Source organism: Lysobacter sp. CA196 (genome assembly GCF_052078695.1).
Taxonomy (GTDB): domain Bacteria; phylum Pseudomonadota; class Gammaproteobacteria; order Xanthomonadales; family Xanthomonadaceae; genus Lysobacter.
Genome location: NZ_JBQJIN010000002.1, coordinates 178,161 through 196,595, shown reverse-complemented (window position 1 = coordinate 196,595; position 18,435 = coordinate 178,161). Strand labels below are relative to the sequence as shown.

The 18,435-nt window shown below is 66.6% G+C and carries 12 protein-coding genes and 1 riboswitch; of the genes, 2 read left to right on the top strand and 10 right to left on the bottom strand.

The features are described 5' to 3' along the window. Positions 1–100: 100 nt before the first annotated feature. The 4 genes from cobO to btuB all read right to left on the bottom strand — a co-directional run bounded on the left by cobO (position 101) and on the right by btuB (position 3,920). A complete protein-coding gene (cobO, locus tag ACTOWK_RS03545) occupies positions 101–745 on the bottom strand; it encodes a cob(I)yrinic acid a,c-diamide adenosyltransferase (RefSeq protein ID WP_441328810.1) in 645 nt (214 codons plus the stop codon). Then, a complete protein-coding gene (locus tag ACTOWK_RS03540) occupies positions 742–1,353 on the bottom strand; it encodes a hypothetical protein (protein WP_441328809.1) in 612 nt (203 codons plus the stop codon). The genes cobO and ACTOWK_RS03540 overlap by 4 nt, the downstream gene beginning before the upstream one ends. Before the next feature lie 31 nt (positions 1,354–1,384). Further along, positions 1,385–1,975 (bottom strand): hypothetical protein, encoded by a 591-nt coding sequence (locus tag ACTOWK_RS03535; RefSeq protein WP_441328808.1) that lies wholly within the window; start codon positions 1,973–1,975, stop codon positions 1,385–1,387. Between the two features lie 76 nt (positions 1,976–2,051). Beyond that, positions 2,052–3,920 carry a TonB-dependent vitamin B12 receptor gene (gene btuB, locus ACTOWK_RS03530; protein ID WP_441328923.1) on the bottom strand — a complete coding sequence of 623 codons (1,869 nt, stop codon included), beginning with the start codon at positions 3,918–3,920 and terminating at the stop codon, positions 2,052–2,054. 137 nt (positions 3,921–4,057) lie between these two features. Next, positions 4,058–4,300: riboswitch (cobalamin riboswitch) on the bottom strand. A 333-nt stretch (positions 4,301–4,633) separates the two neighbouring features. Between btuB and ACTOWK_RS03525 the strand changes: the two genes are divergently transcribed. Both ACTOWK_RS03525 and ACTOWK_RS03520 read left to right on the top strand, forming a co-directional pair. Beyond that, positions 4,634–7,009, top strand: a complete 2,376-nt coding sequence (locus ACTOWK_RS03525) for a TonB-dependent receptor plug domain-containing protein (protein WP_441328807.1) — start codon at positions 4,634–4,636, stop codon at positions 7,007–7,009. Positions 7,010–7,776: 767 nt separating this feature from the next. Then, entirely contained in the window at positions 7,777–9,804 is a 2,028-nt protein-coding gene (locus tag ACTOWK_RS03520) for an amidohydrolase family protein (RefSeq protein WP_441328806.1), read from the top strand. Positions 9,805–10,568: 764 nt separating this feature from the next. On the opposite strand, the gene clpB is transcribed toward ACTOWK_RS03520, so the two are convergent. The 6 genes from clpB to pgeF form a co-directional block, all read right to left on the bottom strand. Beyond that, complete coding sequence (gene clpB, locus ACTOWK_RS03515) at positions 10,569–13,154, bottom strand: ATP-dependent chaperone ClpB (protein WP_441328805.1); 2,586 nt, start codon at positions 13,152–13,154, stop codon at positions 10,569–10,571. 424 nt (positions 13,155–13,578) lie between these two features. Continuing rightward, positions 13,579–14,109, bottom strand: a complete 531-nt coding sequence (gene gloA, locus ACTOWK_RS03510; RefSeq protein ID WP_441328804.1) for a lactoylglutathione lyase — start codon at positions 14,107–14,109, stop codon at positions 13,579–13,581. A gap of 54 nt (positions 14,110–14,163) precedes the next feature. Continuing rightward, positions 14,164–15,762: a hypothetical protein gene (locus ACTOWK_RS03505; RefSeq protein ID WP_441328803.1), complete on the bottom strand. Its 1,599-nt coding sequence runs from the start codon at positions 15,760–15,762 to the stop codon at positions 14,164–14,166. Between the two features lie 393 nt (positions 15,763–16,155). Next, positions 16,156–16,854, bottom strand: a complete 699-nt coding sequence (locus tag ACTOWK_RS03500; protein ID WP_441328802.1) for a DUF4166 domain-containing protein — start codon at positions 16,852–16,854, stop codon at positions 16,156–16,158. Between the two features lie 23 nt (positions 16,855–16,877). Then, complete coding sequence (locus ACTOWK_RS03495; protein ID WP_441328801.1) at positions 16,878–17,699, bottom strand: hypothetical protein; 822 nt, start codon at positions 17,697–17,699, stop codon at positions 16,878–16,880. Next, the gene (gene pgeF, locus ACTOWK_RS03490) at positions 17,699–18,427 is read right to left on the bottom strand and encodes a peptidoglycan editing factor PgeF (protein ID WP_441328922.1); all 729 of its coding nucleotides are present in this window, start codon (positions 18,425–18,427) and stop codon (positions 17,699–17,701) included. Before pgeF ends, ACTOWK_RS03495 begins: the two co-directional genes overlap by 1 nt. Positions 18,428–18,435: the final 8 nt, after the last annotated feature.

The window sequence follows — 18,435 nt, the reverse complement described above, 5'->3', positions numbered from 1 at the left end:
TTCGTTGCCAGAAGCCATATCGCTCGTCCCGTCAGTGCCTACGAATCCCGCTTACGAGTCCCCAGTCCCCAGTCCCCAGTCCCGAGTCCCGAGTCCCGCTCTAAAGTTCAATCCCCTTCTGCGCCTTGATCCCCGCCTTGAAGGCATGCTTGATCACGCGCATCTCGGTGACGGTGTCGGCCGCTTCGATCAGGGCATCGGGGGCGCCGCGGCCGGTGATGACCACGTGCTGCCGTTCCGGGCGGGCCGCGACCGCGGCGAGCACGTCGTCGAGCGCGACGTAGCGATGCGCCAACGCTATGTTCAACTCGTCGAGCAGGACGAAGTCGTAGCCGGGGTCGGCCATCATTTTCGCCGCGATCGCCCAGGCCGACTGCGCGGCGCGGATGTCGCGCTCCTTGTCCTGGGTCTCCCAGGTGAAGCCCTCGCCCATCACGTGATAGTCCAGTTCCTCGAAACGCCGGAAGAAGGCCTCTTCGCCGGTCGAGAAACTGCCCTTGATGAACTGCACCACCCCGCACCTGAAACCGTGCCCGAGCGAACGCGCGAGCATGCCGAAGCCCGAAGAACTCTTGCCCTTGCCGTTGCCGGTGTTGACCACCAGCACGCCGCGCTCGATCGTCGCCTGGGCGATCTTGCGGTCGATCAGTTCCTTCTTGCGCTGCATGCGTTCGCGATGGCGTTCTTCCGTGCTCGCGGCGAAACCGGCGCGGTCGGCCGGACCATTGGTGTTATCCGTGCTCATGCCGTCGCTCCGCTGCGCTGGCGCAGCAGCAGGCTGCGCGCAACGGTGTAGACCACGAAGGCCAGGCCGACGTAACCGGCCAAGGTGCCGAGTGCGCGCGGGTAGTACTGCGGAATGCGGTCGATGAAACCGGCCAGGCTCGCATCCGGGTAGCGGCCGGACAGAAAATAGAACCCGCCCTTGGAAATCAGATACGCCACCACCGAGGTCGCCAGCACCACCAACACCAGCCGCGGCACCGTGGCCCAGTGGTCGCGATGCACGCGCGCATAGACGCGTCCGCCCAACCACAGGGCGCCGTAGGCCAGGGCCAGCGCCCAATAGGCCGGCGACAAGCACCAGTCGGTGATGCGGCCGAGCGCCAGGCTGCCCAGGTCGAGCGCCGAGGACAGCACGAAGAACGCCGGGAACGCCCAGACCGGGCGCAGCAAGGCGCCGACCAGGAAAAACACCGCCCACGACGCGCTGGGCAAGGCGTCGACGCTGGCGAAGTGTTGGCCGCGGGTGCAGATCATCAGCAGCGCCAGCGACGCGCCGGTCGCGATCAGCGCCTGCCGCGATTCCAACGGCAACGCCGCGGCGGAGGCGACGGGAAGAGGGTTCGACATGCTCAAGCTCCGGAACGCGAAGGGACGGCTATCAACGGTTCGTGGTCGGCTGCGAGGCCGGCGGGCGCGCAATGCGGGCGATCGCCGCATGCGCGACCAGCGCGACCGCGATGTAACTCAAGGTGGTGCGTACGAACAGCGGGCCCCAGCGCCAGACTCGGCTCAGGTATTCGGCGACGTTCGGCTCCGCGTAACGGCCGCCGAACCAGTAGAAGGCGCCGTTGGAAATCAAAAACGACAGGCTGGCGGCGACCAAGGCCACGCCGAAGACCCGCGCGAAGCCGCGCCAGCCGGCCGGCATGCGCGGCGCATACCAGCGCCCGGCGTACCAGAGCACGGCATAGGCCAGCAGCAGGAACGCATACGACGGCGTTACACAGTAATGCGCGAAGAAATCCAGGCCGCGCCCGGTGATCGCGAAGTAGTCGATGCCGACCGCGGCGAGCAGGAAACCGACGAAGCCCAGGTGCCGGCGCAGATACAGACCGCCGAGGAAGAACACCGCCATCGAGGCGTCGGGCAGATGCAGCAGATCGCCGAAGTGATGAAAGCGCGTGGCGATCATCACCATCAACAACAGACACGACAGGCTTAATTGAATGGGACCGGGCAAGTTTTTCATCGGCGACTCTCGATAGGCGCCGGCAACACGGTGGTTGCCGGCAAAGCCCGCGGGCGCGGGCCGAGGTGCTGATCCGTCAGCGGGAAGGCCGGTAACGCAAGGTCAACAGATAGTTGCGGCCGGGCTGGTTGTAGAACGCGGCGGTTTCGTAACGGCGATCGAACACGTTGTTCGCCGCCAGCTGCACGCTCCAGGCTTCATTGAACACATAGCCCAGGCGCAGATCGGTGAGCGCATAGCCGGCGAGGCGACGCGTATTGGCCAGGTCATCATAGCGATCGCCCGCGGCGTAGACGCTGGCGCCGAACGACCAGGCACCGTTGGCGACCGCGAAACGGCGGTCGGCGTCGATGCGCGCGCTCTGCCGCGCGCGCCGCGGCAGCAGCTTGTCGCGGCTGGCGCTGCGGCTGTCGTTGCGCGGGTCCAGCCAGGTCGCGCTGGCGCGCAAGTCCCAGTCGGCCAGGCGCGTGTCGAACACCGCTTCCAGGCCGCGGATGCGCGCACGGTCGACGTTGCCGGGCAGGCCGATCGATGCATCGAACGCGATCAGGTCGTCGATGTCGCTCTCGTAGGCGTTGAGCGACCACACGTGCTGGCGGCGCTCGCCGTGGGTGCCGCGCAGACCGATCTCGACGCTACGCGAGGTTTCCGGCGCCAGCGCGGCATTGCCGTAGCCTGGGTAGTACAGCTCGTTGAAGGTCGGCGCCTTGAACGCGGTGCCGTAGCTCGCGGTCAGACGCAGCGCCTCGCTGAGGTTCCAGCCCCACAACAGGCTGCCGGTGGTCTCGCCGCCGAACTGGCTGTCGTCGTCGCGGCGCAGGCTGGCCTGCAACGCATGCGCGCCGAAACTCTGCTGCCACTGGCCGAAGGCGCCGCGCAGGATGCGAGCGTCGCGGGCATAGCGGGTGTTGCTGTCGATGCGGTCGCGCTGCCAGTCGAAACCGAGGGTGAGCAGGCCGCTGCCGAGGCCGATGTCGCCCTGCACCGAGCCGAGCTGGCGGCGGGTTTCGAAGGTGCTGGAGTACTTGCCGTTCTTGTAGGTGTCGCTGAGGTCTTCGCTGCGGCCGGCGCTGGCGCTGAGGCTGACGCGATCGCTGGGCCGGTAGCGCAGCTTGGCGCCGGCGACCTGCTGCACGCCGTCGGCCTCGTTGTTCTGGCTGCCGTCGTACTGATTGTGGTTTTCGGCGCGGAACAGACGCGCTTCGGCGTCCCACTGCTCGTTGAAGCGGTAACCGCCCTGCAAGGTCAGCGAATCGCTGCGATAACCGTCGCGGTCCGGCGAGTTGGTGAAACAGCCGGCGCCGCCCGGCGAAGGCTTGCCGCGGCAGGCGTTGATGCCGTCGGTGTCTTCGTGGGCGGCGTTGATCGAATACCAGCCGCGCTCGCTCTTGCCGGCCACGCCGGCAGTACCGCGATGGGTGGCATAGCTGCCGATCGAAGCGCTGAAGCTCGGCACGAACGCGCCCTGCGGGCGCCGGGTGAAGATCTGGATGACGCCGCCGATGGCCTCGGAGCCGTACAGGCTGGAGAACGGGCCGCGCACGATCTCGACCCGTTCGATCTGTTCGACCGGAATGTCCTGCAGCGAGGCGCCGCCACTGGTCGCCGAACCGATCTTGACCCCGTCGATCAGCACCAGCACATGGTCGGACTCGCTGCCGCGCAGGAATAGCGAGGTCGCCTTGCCCGGGCCGCCGTTGTTGGCCAGCGAAGCGCCCGGCGTGCCGCGCAACAGCTCCGGCAGCGACGACGGCTGCAGGCGCTCGATCTGCGCTCGATCGATCACCGTCACCGCCGCAAGCGTGGCGTCCTGGGTCTGGGCGGTGCGGCTCGCGGTGACCACGACCTGGTCGAGATCGACCGCGGGCGCGGCCAGCGCCGAGGCGGCGAATGCGGAGCCGGCGAGCACGAAAGCGCAGCGCGCAGGAAGGCGCGCAAGGCGCAGGGATTCGGAAAAACGGAACGTCACAGTCGGCTCTCCATGGCCGCGCCTCACCCGCGCGGTCTAGATCAGGTCGTGACAGGGAGACGGCGGAACGGAGACGGCGCGCGCGCCGATGCCCCGAGACACGGCCCTCCGCCTGTCGGTTCGCGCTCCGGGCCGGTCTCCGGGCTTGCGAGCGGAGTCGGTCCGAGATCGGACCGGGTCTCCCGTACCGCGCCTTCCCGTGTCGGAACACAGTGGCTTCGTGCGGTGCGTGTACTCGCTTACCGTTGCGGGGGCAGCTCCGGATTGACCGACCTGGCGAACGCCAGAGCGGGGACCGGATTCCCGTTTCAATCGCCGATTATGTGTCGGCGATCACCTTGAGCGCGTGCATCTTAGCAGTGGTGCGCCGTGGGGATGCCACCGGATTTTCGCGCAAGCGCGCTTTGAAGTGCTGGATCGCGGCCAGGCGCCTCTCACGGGGACGTGATCCCCCCAGTCATCCTCGCGCAGGCGGGGATGACGGCTGGAAAGCGGATGGCGACTTGAGGGGATTCGAACCTTCCGGCCCAGCACAGCGGGCACCGATCCACCCCCGGGTTCCGCAAAGAGTGTGCCACTACCACTTTTCTACTACTTGCGTTAGGCAAGATTTGGCCGCTTGATTGACCGGTTGTTACGTTCGTGTTAAATCAAAATGACATCGCTGTCATCACCACCAAGGAGTCGTCATGCCCGTCCGCCGCACCTTCGCCGGTTCACGTCACCCTCTGGCCCTCGGCCTCCTGGTAGCGCTCGCCGCGCCGGTCCACGCGCAAGACGCGCCGCAAAGCGATCCCAAGACCCTGGACCAGGTCATCGTCACCGGCACCCGCGTCAGCGACCGCACCGTCGCCGAGTCCACCGCGCCGATCGACATCATTACCCCGGAAACCCTGGAAGCCACCGGCACGGTCGAGCTGGCCACCGCGCTGTCGCGCGCCCTGCCCTCGCTCAACTTCCCGCGCCCGGCCATCACCGACGGCACCGACGCGGTGCGCCCGGCGCAGCTGCGCGGCCTGGCCCCCGACCAGGTGCTGGTGCTGGTCAACGGCAAGCGCCGCCACACCACCGCCCTGATCAACCTCAACGGCAGCCAGGGCCGCGGCTCCTCGCCGGTCGACCTCAACGCCATTCCGATCGCCGCGATCGAACGCGTCGAAGTGCTGCGCGACGGCGCCTCGGCCCAGTACGGCTCCGACGCCATTGCCGGCGTCATCAACGTCGTGCTCAAGGGCAGCGGCACCGGCGGCAGCATCGCCGCGCGCTACGGCCAGTACAGCGCCGGCGACGGCAAGCAGTACCAGTTGTCCGGCGACACCGGTATCAAGCTCGGCGAAAACGGCTGGCTGCACCTGGCCGCGCAGGGCGGGCACCAGGACCAGACCAACCGCGCGCGTCCGTTCCAGGGCCGCGTCGAGCAGCGCTACGGCGATCCCGAGATCGACCAGGGCGCGTTCGCCTACAACGGCGAATACAACCCGACCGACTACCTGAGCTTCTATTCGTTCGGCAGCTACAGCGAACGCGACGTGCTGTCGAACGGCTATTTCCGCTTCGCCGGCGACCCGCGCAACATCCCGGCGATCTACCCGAACGGCTTCCTGCCGCAGATCCACAACGTCAGCAAGGACCGCGCCGCGGTGTTCGGCCTGCGCAGCGAAACCGCCGGCGGCACCCAGATCGACCTGAGCTACAACTACGGCCACAACGGCCTGACCTTCGACATCGAGAACACCCTCAACCGCAGCCTGGGCCCGACCTCGCCGACGCAGTTCTACGCCGGCGCGCTGGAAGTCACCCAGCACGTGCTCAACCTGGACTTCACCAAGTCGATCGACTTCGGCTGGCAGTACCCGGTGACCCTCGCCTGGGGCGCGGAATGGCGCGGCGAGGAATTCTCCGAACGCGCCGGCGAGCCGCTGTCCTACGCCAATGGCGGCGTGGCTGCGCCGAACGGCCAGATCATCCCGGGCGCGCAGGTGTTTTCCGGCTTCCGCGCCAGCGACGCCGGCGACTTCGACCGCCACAGCTATTCGGTCTATATCGACGCCGAAGCCGACCTGACCGACAAGTTCTCGCTCGGCGCCGCCGCGCGTTACGAGACCTACAGCGATTTCGGCGAAACCACCTCGGGCAAGCTGTCCGGCCGCTACGCCTTCACCGACAAGGTCGCGCTGCGCGCCACCGCCTCGACCGGCTTCCGCGCGCCGTCGCTGCAGCAGCAGTTCTTCCAGTCGATCGCCACCAACTTCATCAGCGGCATCCCGTATGAAATCGGCACCTTCCGCGTCGACAACCCGGCCGCCATCGCCCTGGGTTCGGAAGCGCTGAAGGCGGAAGAATCGACCAACTACAGCCTGGGCCTGGTACTGCAGCCGGCCGACCAGCTCTACATCACCATCGATGCCTACAACATCCAGGTGAAGGACCGCATCCTGCTGTCGGAAAACCTGACCAGCACCGCGGTGCGCAACTACCTCAACGCCAACGGCTATCCCGGCATCGGCGGCGGCCGTTACTTCACCAACGCCGTCGACACCGACACCAAGGGCGTGGACATCATCGCCACCTACGGCTGGGACGTCGGCTCGGGCAAGTTCAACCTCACCGCCGGCTACAACTATTCGAAGACCGAGATCGACAAGATCGCCCCGAACCCGCCGCGCCTGGCGGCAATCGACCCGGCCGCGGTGCGCATCGGCCGCACCGAAATCGGCCGCATCACCCAGGGCGCGCCGCGCGACAAGTTCTTCCTCGCCGGCGACTGGAAGACCGGCAACTGGAACTTCACCGCCACCACCACCCGCTACGGCGAGTTCACCGAGTTGCACGCGACCGACCCGCGCCAGGACCAGACCTTCGGCGACGAATGGACCCTCGACCTGGCCGCGACCTACCGCCTCGACAACTGGGACTTCACCGTCGGGGGCGACAACGTGCTCGATGCCTACCCCGACGAGTCCAAGCTGGTGCGCGGCACCCGCAACTACCTGCCCTACAACACCGCCTCCCCGTTCGGCTTCAACGGCGCCTTCGGCTACATCAAGGTCGGCTATAAGTGGTAAGCGCCGTGGGTGATTTTGATTTGCTCTGCTGATTTACTGGTCAGCCGTAGAGCCGGAGGGCGGCGCACAGGACGTGCGCCGTTTTCCGATAAGACATGGATGTCTTATCGGAAAATCCCGGCGCCAGCTGCGACCTCGCAGGGGAGCTTCGTCAAGGAAGGCCTTTTCTTTGGTTAGCTTTCTTTTGGGCCAGCAAAAGAAAGTAACCCGGCCGCGTCAGCGGACGGAAGCTTTAGATGTTGATGTTGCTTCAGCGCTTTGCGGCAAGAAATGCAGCACCGGAAACGGCGCGGTCGCGACTTGTGTCGCTCCTGCCCTGGCGATAACGCGCCGCTTCGGCGAATGACGATGGCCTCGTTACCTCTACGCGTCCCGCGGTCGCGATTTGCGTCGCTCCTACCCGGCGAGCGCACGCCGCTTCGATAAACGACGTCGGCCTTGGCGCTTCTGCGCATTCCTTGGTCGCGGCTTGCGCCGTTCCTACCCTGGCGAAAGCGCGCCGCTTCGATGAAAGACGGCGGCCTTGGCACCTCTGCGTCCCGCGGTCGCGACTTATGACCGAGGGAAATCCTGTGGGACGTCGCTCCTACAAGAGTGGAAGATGCGGCACGCACCACCACGGCCCGGATCATCCCGGCCGTCGTTTTTTTGTCGATCGCAGTACAACCGCCGATCGACGGATCGGCTATAAAGAGGGCCTTGCCGCTACGGGCGCCCGCCAACGGCCCGGCCCAGCGGCCCCGCCGCAAATGCCCGAGGTGCCCGTCATGCGCTCGACCGTTGCGCTGTTGCTGTCCCTGGCGATTTCGAATGCCGTCGCCGCGCCCGCCAAGCGCGAACAGATCATGCTGCTGCAAGGCAAGCCCGCCGGCCAACAGGTCGTCGAGACCGCGGGCGACGGCAGCACCCGCGTCGAATACCAGTACAGCGACCGCGGCCGCGGCGATCACCTCAAGACCGAATGGACGCTCGACGCCGCCGGCATTCCGGTCGAGTACAAGGGCAGCGGCCACAACTACCTGAAGGTACCGGTCGACGAGAGCTTCAGCGTGCGCGACGGCAAGGCGCGCTGGAAGAACGACAGCGAGCAAGGCGAGAAAACCCTGACCGCGCCGGCCTTCTTCCTGCCGCTCAACGCCACCCCGGAAATCCAGGGCGTGCTGGTGCGCGCCTTGCTGAAAGCGCCCCAGCGTAAGCTCGCGCTTTTGCCGGCCGGCGAAGCGCGGCTCGACGCCGCCGGCACGCTGGAAGTGCCCACGGCCAAGGGGCCGGCGACCTTGTCGCTGTATCGCGTATCCGGGCTCGACTACACGCCCGGTTCGGTCTGGCTCGATGCCGAAGGCAATACCGCCGCGCTGATCATGGCCTCGGGCTGGGTCTCGATCCTTTCCCCCGAGTACAAGGATTCGCTGGGCAAGCTGATCGAATTCCAGGAACGCGCCGGCGCCGAGTGGTCGCTGAAGCTGGCGCGCGAACTGACCCACACGCCGAAAGGCCCGTTGCTGATCCGCAACGCGCGGCTGTACGACCCGCGCGACCTGTCGATAACGCCGAACACCAGCGTATTGGTCGAAGGCGATCGCATCGTCCGCGTCGCCGCGGACGCGGCGCTCAAGCCACCGGCGAACGCGGAGATCCTCGACGCCGGCGGCCGTTTCCTGATGCCCGGCCTGTGGGACGTGCACAAGCACTACGGCGACGCCGACGGCGCGATGGACATCGCCAACGGCGTCACCAGCAGCCGCGACGTCGCCAACAACACCGACGCCTTCCTCGACAAGGTCAAGCGCTTCGAGGCCGGCACCGAGATCGGCCCGCGCGTGCTCGCCGCGGGTTTCATCGACGGTCCCGGCCCTTACGCTGGTCCGACCAAGATGCTGGTCGCCACGCCCGAGGAAGCGATCAAGGCGGTCGACTGGTACGCCGACCATGGCTATATGCAGATCAAGAGCTATTCCTCGCTGAAACCCGAGCTGGTGCCGGTGATTGCCGACCACGCCCACGCCCGCGGCCTGCGCTACAGCGGCCACGTGCCGGCCTTCATGTCGGCGCGCCAGTTCATCGAGGCCGGCGCCGACGAGCTGCAGCACATCCTGTTCGTCGAACTCAATTTCCTTTATCCGCGCGTGCAGGAAACCCGCACCATGGCGCGCCTGACCGAACCGGCGGCGCATGCGGCCGAATTTCCGCCGGAGCGCGCCGAAGTGCGCGATTTCATCGCCTTCCTCAAACGCACCCATACCGTGCTCGACCCGACCATGGGCATCGCCGAAGACCTGTTCGCCGGCGACCCGCAGAGCAAGATCCCGCCCGGGCTGAAGACCGTCGCATCGCGATTGCCGCCGCAGGCCCAGCGCAACCTGAGCTGGGGTTCGCTGAAAGTGCCCAAGGGCGAAGAACACGCCTACCAACAATCCTTCCCGACCATGCTGCGCGTGCTCAAGGCGCTGAACGACGCCGGCGTGACCATTCTGCCCGGCACCGACGCCCTGGCCGGCTACATGCTGCACGCCGAGCTGATCCTGTACGCCCGCGCCGGCATCCCCAACGCCGAGGTGCTGCGCCTGGCCACGCTGACCCCGGCGCAAGTCCTCGGCGTCGACAAGGATCGCGGCGTGATCGCCCCGGGCAAACTCGCCGACCTCGTGCTGATCGACGGCGACCCGATCCAGGACATGAACGACATCCGCAAAGTCGACGCCGTATTCAAAGGCGGCAAACGTTATGACCCGGCGCAGATAGAGAGGGCGTTGGGGATCGTGCCGCGCAAGGCGGCGCCGGTGGCGGCGAATTGAATGGCGGTCAACGTTGCGCGCGTTAGCACAGCGCCCCAGACCGCTCGCTGCTGAGAAAGCCGTGCGGCATCGCGGCATTGCCGTTGCCGTTGCCGTTGCCGTTGCCGTAGAGATTTTGCTGTTGCCGTGCGCCGTCTCGCACTAGCGAAGGCAATCGAAGACCCGGAGGGCGGCGCGCAGGGATGCGCGCCGTTTTTCATCGGGACAGGATGTCCCGTATGAAAAATCCCCGCGGATGCACTGATCGTGCGGGCCCTTGACTCAAAGAGAAGCATTTTTCTTTGGTTACCTTTCTTTTGTTGCTTTAGACAAAAGAAAGTAACCCGCCGCTTTAGTGGCGGAAGCTCTAGCGTTTGATCTTGTTTGTATGAAAACCATAAGCAAGAGCAGAGCTTCCGTCCGCTAGCGCGGCCGGGTTACTTTCTTTTGCTAAGCCCAAAAGAAAGGTAACCAAAGAAAAGGGCTTTCCTTGACGAAGCTCCCCTGCGAGCACCCAGCTTGCGCCGGGATTTTCCGATAAGACGTCCCTGTCTTATCGGAAAACGCCGCACGTCCTGTGCGGCGCCCTCCGGGTCTCCACATGTTCTCGCAAGCTCGCCGCTGCGCCAAGCTCTTCACAGCAAAGGCAAAACGGATGGCGGATCCGCCACCGCTTTTGGGTAGGAACGGCGCAAGCCGCGACCACGAATAGACAAGGTCACAGCGAAAAACAAAGGCCCGCGAATCGCGGGCCTTTGCTGGTCATGCCGCATCCGTTGCGCCGATCACCCCTTCCCGAACACCAAATGCCCACCCTCGGCATCGACCCGAATCGTGTCGCCGCTGACGAACTCGCCGCTGAGGATCTTCTGCGCGAGCGGATTCTCCAACTGCTGCTGCACCGCGCGCTTGAGCGGACGCGCACCGTATACCGGGTCGAAACCGACGTTGCCGATCAGGGCCAGGCCCGCATCCGACAGCGCCAGCTTGAGCCCGCGTTCGGCGAGGCGCTTTTCCAGGCCGTGCAGCTGGATCTTGGCGATCTCGCGGATCTGGCTCTTGTCGAGCGGGTGGAATACGACGATGTCGTCGAGGCGATTGATGAACTCGGGACGGAAGTGCGCCTGCACCACGCCCATCACCGCGGCCTTCATCTGCGTGTAGCTCTCCGGCGTATCGTCGGAATTCAGTTCCTGGATCATCTGCGAGCCCAGGTTCGAGGTCATCACGATCACCGTGTTGCGGAAATCGACGGTGCGGCCCTGGCCATCGGTCAGGCGGCCGTCGTCGAGCACCTGCAACAGGATGTTGAACACGTCCGGATGCGCCTTCTCGACTTCGTCGAGCAGGATCACGCTGTAGGGACGGCGACGCACGGCCTCGGTCAGATAGCCGCCCTCTTCGTAGCCGACATAGCCCGGAGGCGCACCGACCAGGCGGCTGACCGCGTGCTTCTCCATGAACTCGCTCATGTCGATGCGGATCATCGCGTCGGCGGAGTCGAACAGGAACTCGGCCAGCGCCTTGCACAGCTCGGTCTTGCCCACGCCGGTCGGGCCGAGGAACAGGAACGAGCCGCTCGGACGGTTCGGGTCGGACAGGCCGGCGCGCGAGCGCCGTACCGCGTCGGACACCACTCGCACCGCTTCGTCCTGGCCGACCACGCGCGCATGCAGCGCCTGCTCCATCTTCAGCAGCTTGTCGCGCTCGCCTTCGAGCATCTTCGCCACCGGAATACCGGTCCAGCGCGCCACGACCTCGGCGATCTCTTCGGCGGTGACCTTGTCCTGCAGCAGCTTGAAGCCCTGGGTCTCGGCTTCCTGCGCGGCCTTGAGCTGCTTCTCCAGTTCCGGCAGCTTGCCGTACTGGATCTCGCTCATCCGCGCATAGTCCTGGGTGCGCTGTGCCGCTTCGAGGTCGAGCTTGGCCTGCTCGATCTGCTCCTTGATCTTGGTCGCGCCCTGCAAGGTCGCTTTCTCGGCCTTCCAGATTTCCTCGAGGTCGTTGAACTCGCGTTCGAGCGTGGCGATCTCGGCTTCGAGATCGGCCAGGCGCTGCTTGGATTCGGCGTCCTTCTCTTTCTTCAGCGCCTCGCGCTGGATCTTGAGCTGGATCAGGCGGCGTTCCTTGCGGTCGAGCTCCTCGGGCTTGGAGTCGATCTCCATGCGGATGCGCGAGGCCGCCTCGTCCATCAGGTCGATCGCCTTGTCGGGCAGCTGACGGTCGGCGATGTAGCGATGCGACAGGGTCGCCGCGGCGACGATCGCCGGGTCGGTGATCTCGACGCCGTGATGCACGGCGTAGCGCTCCTTGAGGCCGCGCAGGATCGCGATGGTGTCCTCGACCGTCGGCTCGCCGACGAACACTTTCTGGAAGCGGCGTTCGAGCGCGGCGTCCTTCTCGACGTACTTGCGGTACTCGTCGAGCGTGGTCGCGCCGATGCAGTGCAGTTCGCCGCGCGCGAGCGCGGGCTTGAGCATGTTGCCGGCGTCCATCGCGCCCTCGGCCTTGCCGGCACCGACCATGGTGTGCAACTCGTCGATGAACAAGATCACCTGGCCTTCGTTCTTGGCCAGGTCGTTGAGCACGGCCTTGAGGCGCTCTTCGAACTCGCCGCGGAACTTGGCGCCGGCAATCAGCGCGCCCATGTCGAGCGACAGCACCCGCTTGCCGCGCAGGCCTTCGGGCACTTCGTTGTTGATGATGCGCTGGGCCAGGCCTTCGACGATCGCGGTCTTGCCGACGCCGGGTTCGCCGATCAGCACCGGGTTGTTCTTGGTGCGACGTTGCAGCACCTGGATGGTGCGGCGGATTTCTTCGTCGCGGCCGACCACCGGATCGAGCTTGCCGGACTCGGCGCGCGCGGTCAGGTCGATGCAGTATTTTTCCAGCGCCTGCCGCTGTTCTTCGGCGTTTTCCGATTGCACGCTTTCGCCCCCGCGCAGTTTGTCGATGGCCGGTTCGAGCTTGGCCTTGGTGGCTCCGGCCGCCTTCAGCGCGCGGCCGACTTCGCCGCCGTCGTCGAGTGCGGCGAGCAGGAACAATTCGCTGGCGATGAAGGCATCGTTGCGCTGCTGCGCCAGCTTGTCGGTGACGTTAAGCAGGCGCGCCAGGTCGTTGCCGACCGAGACTTGCCCGGCCTGGCCCGACACCTTGGGCAGTTTCTCCAGCGCCTCGCCGAGGCGTTCGCGCAACAGCGGCACGTTGACGCCGGCCTGGGCCAGCAGCGGACGCGTGCTGCCGCCGCTCTGCTCGAGCAGCGCGGTCAGCAGATGCGCCGGCTCGATGACGCTGTGGTCGCGCCCGACCGCGAGCGATTGCGCGTCCGACAACGCCTGCTGGAAGCGCGAAGTAAGCTTGTCCATCCGCATGAGTGGTCTCTCCGAAGGTATGGCGGCCCGGGGCGCGAGTGTCGCGCCGCGGCCGCGAATGACCTGTTAATGCGGGCTGGGGGCGCTCTTTCAAGCTTGCGCGGGGCTTCGGGGGGCCAACGGCAGGAGCAAATCCCCCCTGCCCCCTTTTTCAAAGGGGGGACTGCGGTGCGGTAAGGTCGGGAACTGCGCCGGGCAACCTGCGTAATCCGGTGCCCCTTTGAAGAAGGGGGCGAGCGCTCAGCGCTGGTCGGAAGCCTGGCCGTCTCTATAGCGCGGGGGATTTGCTCTTGCTTGCGCTTGCGACTGAGCGCGACAGAAAACTCCCCGCCCTCACAAAGGGGGAGCTGCTTACGCAGTCAGAGGGGATGTCGGAAATTCGCGAAGAAACGACGAACAGACCGCAGCAACCTACAGCGACGGATCAAATCCGCGACGTAGGCTGCAGGATCTCCACCCAATACCCGTCCGGGTCCTTGATGAAGGCGATGTTCTTCATACGGCCGTCGGTCAAACGTTTCTGGAACGCAACGCCGAGTTGCTCGAAGCGCGCGCAGGCAGCTTCGATGTCGGGCACCGACACGCAGATGTGGCCGAAGCCGCGCGGGTCGCTGTTGCCGTCGTGGTAGGCGAAATCCGCGTCGTCTTCGGTGCCGTGGTTATGGGTCAGTTCGAGCACGCCGCGCTGGCTCAGCAACCATTCGCCGCGGGCGGGCTCCTCGGCCGGGATCTGCGCCGGGTCGGCCACCAGCACCAGGAAGTACAGGCTGAACCTGGCTTCGGCGAAGTCGCGCTTGCGCACCAGGGTGAAGCCGAGCACGCGGGTGTAGAAGTCCAGCGACTGGCGCGGGTCTTTCACCCGCAGCATGGTGTGGTTGAAGACGAAGTCGCGGGTGGCGGCTTCCGGGCGCGCGGTCACGCCGGGGACGGCGTCGAGTTCGTTCTGCAGGGACATGGCGTGGGCCGGTTCAAAGGGGAATAAAGGATTTGCGGGCAAACCCGGCCGCTCTCAAGCCTGCGGCTCGGCCGGCACGGCATTGCGCTGCAAAGACAGCAAGCCCAGCAAAATCGCCAGGCCGACGTAAGCGCCGATGAATTGCAGGGCGATCGTGCGTTGCAGCCCCTCCAAGGCCCACGGCAGGTAGATGCCGCCGCGCGGGTCGACCGAGTGGATGATGCCGAACAGGCTCAGTGCCGCGCCGGCCAGCAGGAATACCGAGGCGCGACGCAGGCGGCCGTCGACCATCGCCGCGACCGCCGAGGTCCAGATCATCGAGGTCATGATGAAGCCGTTGCCGAGGGTCACGATCACCGCGAGCTCGGGCAGGCCGTGGCCGTCGAGCGCGTTCATGAGCTGGGCGTGGTGATCCGGCGCGATCCAGCCCGGGTTGCCGGTCTTGATCGCCAACATATAGGCCACCGACGGCAGGAAGCCGAACACCATCGCGGTCGCATGCTTGCTCGGCGTGGCCTGGAAGGCCTGAGTGGTGATGTCGAGGGCGACGTAGACGATGATCGGTGCGAGCACCGCCAGCGGCAGCCACTGCACCAGTCCGGAGACGATGCCGAGGATGCCGCCGAGGCCGATGAACAAGCCGGTCAACAAGGTGTAGCCGCTGCGCGCGCCCATGTGCTTGTAGGCAGGCTGGCCGATGTAGGGCGTGGTCTGGGCGACGCCGCCGCAGAAACCGGCGATCAGGGTCGAGAAAGCCTCGGCCAGCAGAATGTCGCGAGTGCGGTAGTCGTCGCCGGCGGCGCGCGCGCTTTCGCTGACGTTGATGCCGCCCACCACCATCAGCAGGCCGAACGGCAACAACAGCGGCAAATAAGGTTTCGTATAGGCCAGGCCGTCGATGAAGCCCAGGCTCGGCCATGGCAGCACGAAACGCAGCGGCGAAGGCTCGGGCCACGCGAAGCCAGGCGCTCCCAACCCCACCGCCCCGAAGCCGTAATACAGCGCCGTGCCAAACACGAACGCCAGAAACACCCCCGGCAACTTCACCGGCAGTCGGCCCTTCGCGATCAACACATACAACAGCAACCCCAAGGTGATGAAACCCACCATCGGCGAGCGCAGGGTTTCGATAAGCGGTAGGAAGCCCATCAACACCAGGGCGACGCCGGCGATCGAACCCAGCAGGCCGGCGCGCGGGATCAGGCGGGTGACGGTGTCGCCGGCGAACGACAGCACGAACTTCAGCACGCCCATCACCACCAGCGAGGCCATGCCGAGTTGCCAGGTGGCGATGGCCGCGGCCTGCTCGTCCATACCCTGCTGCTTGAAACCGACGAAGGCCGGGCCGAGCACCAGCAAGGCCATGCCGATGCTGGTCGGCGCGTCCAGGCCCAGCGGCATCGCGGTGACGTCGTCGCGGCCGCTCTTGGCCGCGAGACGCCGCGCCATGAAGGTGTAGATCAGGTTGCCGACCAGCACGCCGAATGCGGTGCCCGGGAACATGCGCGTGTAGATCACGTCGGCCGGGAAACCGAAGATGCCGATCAGGGCGGCAGAAATGAAACCGAGGATCGACAGGTTGTCGACGACGAGGCCAAAAAAACCGTTGAGATCGCCGGCGACAAACCAGCGGCGCGGTACGGCGGCGCTCATCGGATGCACCCCGCGCGACTGGCGCTGGAGAGGGCGGCGGGAAGAACGCGGAAACTCGATGGCGTCATGTCGGTGCTCGAAACGCGAAAGGTCGACGCATCCCTGCCCGGTGGAACCCGCGCTCCGTGTGCGGGTGGATTGCAATGAAGGCAATGACGGGAAATCCATCCCGTCGGGACGATGCGCTTTAAGAGTAGGAGCGGCGTCCCACAGGGATTTCCTGCGGTCACAAGCCGCGACCACGAACCGTAAACGCGACGCCCCTCCCGAAAAGCCGCGGATTTCGCCGACAGACCCGGTCCGTCCAGAGCATAGAACGCCACAGGCCCCTTGGGGCCCGGGCTGAGGAAACGCAGCGGTCCAAAAGGCGGCACGGCCGCCCGCCGCACGCGCTCAGTCCTCGACGTCCAGCCAACCGCGATAGCGCACCAGCAAGCCCACCATCGGCAACTGCGCGGCGACGTCGAAGTGATAGCGCCCGTCGCGCTCGAACTCACGCGCGCGCACGCCGGCGAACCAGCCCGACGGCAGGGGCAGGCCGAGCGCACGCACCCGCACCAGCCGCCAGGACAGGCCGGGCTCGTCCGCATCCGGCGCGGTTTCGTCATGCGTCACCCCCGCCGGCTCGTCGGCAAGCTGGGCAGGCATCACCGCCGACGACACCGTCACCTGCGCAGTGCCGAGCGACATCACGCCCGACGCCGCCGCGTCGGGCAGCTCGCCGGCCAGGTCCAGCGCGAACGCGAACCGCATCGGCCCCAGGCGTTCGAACACCAGGCCATCGCGTTCGACCAGCCGCGAGCGCATCGCCGACTTGCCGAAGCGCCGGGTCCAGGTCTCGCCGCGCGCGTTGGCGTCGATCTCGACCTCGATCGGCCCGGCATGCGCCTTGGGCAGACGGGCGATGCGCGCGAACAACCGCGAGCACAGCCCGCGGCCGCGTTCGACCTGGGCCTCGCCGCGATAGATCCGGCGCCCGCCGCGGCCGTGCAACAGCCGCAAGGTCCGCGGCAGGAACACGAAACGCACGCCGAGCGCGCGCGGATACAGCCCTTCGCGCGCGCCCAGCCGCGCCTCGTCCGATGTCGGCACTTGTTTTACTGCCCGATTTCGCATTACAGCCCGCGCAGATCGTCCGGCACCGCGTACTCGCGGCCGTCATAGGCCAGGCGCACGCTGCTCTTCTTGGTCGGGCCGGGCACTTCGTTGCAGTCCTTGTCGTCGAGCTCGTTGCGGGTGCTTTCCTCGACGCTGTTGATGCGCAGGCCGGCATAGCCGCGGTCGCGCTTGGCGTCGATCGCCACGGTGCGCTGCACGTTCTCGAATTCGCCGGCGCAGTTGGTGTCCCACTCGCCGCGCTCTTTCGACACTTCGAGCTTGCTCAGTACCGGCCGCAGCCTGGCGCCCTCTGCCACGTACAGGTTCATCACGGTGCTGCCGTAAGGGTTGGCGCGCGAGGAGCCGGTGTAGCCGATGCGCACGCCGAAGGCGGTGGTGCTTTCGTTGAGACGGTAGCGCGCGGTGTCCAGGGTCACCGAGCTGATCCGCACCGCGTCGGACTGCAGCGCATCGTCCTCGCGGTAACGCTGCAGGATGCGCGGGCGCGCCGAATCGGCGACCAGCACTTCCAGGTCGGCGGTGTCGCTGTCCATGCCGGTGGCGGCCTGGTGACGCAGCCGCAGCGCCAGCAAAGTCTTGTCGGGCGAGGCCGGCCAGACCTTGCAGGCCACCTCGTCGAGGTTGATCCAGCGCGCGGGCGAGCCGGCGGTGCGCAGCAGTTCGCCCTCGTCGCCGGTTTCGCCGCTGCTGCCGGGATAGGCGGCCCGCAGCAGGTCGTAGACGCGCGACTGGCAATCCGCCGCCGCGGCATCGGCGCAGAACAGTGCGCTGAGGGATAAAGACAGGGACAGGACCGTCCGTTGGGCCAAGAGAGTCATCATTGCATCCAGATGAGGGTCGCCATGCGGCCGGTGCGGCGGTCGCGACGATGGGAGTAGAAGCGCTCGGGTTCGGAAATCGTGCACAACCCGCCGCCGTGGATATGATCGGCCGCCAGGCCGGCCTGCGCCAGACGCATCCGCGCCAGCGCATACAGATCGACGCGCCAATGCTGCGGGCGCGTGGCGACGAAGGCCGAGGCCGCTTCGGCATCGGCAGCGACGAAGGCATCGCGCACTTCGGCGCCGATTTCGTAGTGCTGCGGTCCCGCGGCCGGGCCCAGCCAGGCGCGCAAGCGGCCGGGCGTGGTGCGCATCGCCGCGACCGTCGCTTCGAGCACGCCGGCGGCGAGGCCGCGCCAGCCCGCATGGGCGGCACCGACTTCGCTGCCGTCCTCGGCGGCGAACAGCACCGGCAGGCAATCGGCGGTGAGGATCGCGAGCACGGTGCCGGGGCTGGAGGTCACCGAGGCATCGCCGACCGGCTCCTCGCCGGCGTCACCGCGGCCGTCGAAACGCACCACCTCGATGCCGTGCACCTGGTGCAGCCAACGCGGCGGCGACGGCAGGCCGGCGCGCTCGATCAACAGCTCGCGATTGCGCGTCACCGCGGCCGGATCGTCGCGGTCGCTGCCGTAGCGGGTGCCGAGATTGAAGCGGTCGAACGGCGCCTGGGAGACGCCGAGCCCCCCGCGCAGCGTGGTGAACCCGTGCACGGACGCGGCCATCGGCCACT

Bases quoted from the DNA above. Each gene is read 5' to 3' on its own strand.
- ACTOWK_RS03495 (WP_441328801.1), bottom strand. From the start codon at position 17,699: ATGACTCTCTTGGCCCAACGGACGGTCCTGTCCCTGTCTTTATCCCTC.
- clpB (WP_441328805.1), bottom strand. From the start codon at position 13,154: ATGCGGATGGACAAGCTTACTTCGCGCTTCCAGCAGGCGTTGTCGGAC.
- pgeF (WP_441328922.1), bottom strand. From the start codon at position 18,427: ATGGCCGCGTCCGTGCACGGGTTCACCACGCTGCGCGGGGGGCTCGGC.
- ACTOWK_RS03520 (WP_441328806.1), top strand. From the start codon at position 7,777: ATGCGCTCGACCGTTGCGCTGTTGCTGTCCCTGGCGATTTCGAATGCC.
- ACTOWK_RS03540 (WP_441328809.1), bottom strand. From the start codon at position 1,353: ATGTCGAACCCTCTTCCCGTCGCCTCCGCCGCGGCGTTGCCGTTGGAA.
- ACTOWK_RS03525 (WP_441328807.1), top strand. From the start codon at position 4,634: ATGCCCGTCCGCCGCACCTTCGCCGGTTCACGTCACCCTCTGGCCCTC.
- ACTOWK_RS03505 (WP_441328803.1), bottom strand. From the start codon at position 15,762: ATGAGCGCCGCCGTACCGCGCCGCTGGTTTGTCGCCGGCGATCTCAAC.
- cobO (WP_441328810.1), bottom strand. From the start codon at position 745: ATGAGCACGGATAACACCAATGGTCCGGCCGACCGCGCCGGTTTCGCC.
- gloA (WP_441328804.1), bottom strand. From the start codon at position 14,109: ATGTCCCTGCAGAACGAACTCGACGCCGTCCCCGGCGTGACCGCGCGC.
- ACTOWK_RS03535 (WP_441328808.1), bottom strand. From the start codon at position 1,975: ATGAAAAACTTGCCCGGTCCCATTCAATTAAGCCTGTCGTGTCTGTTG.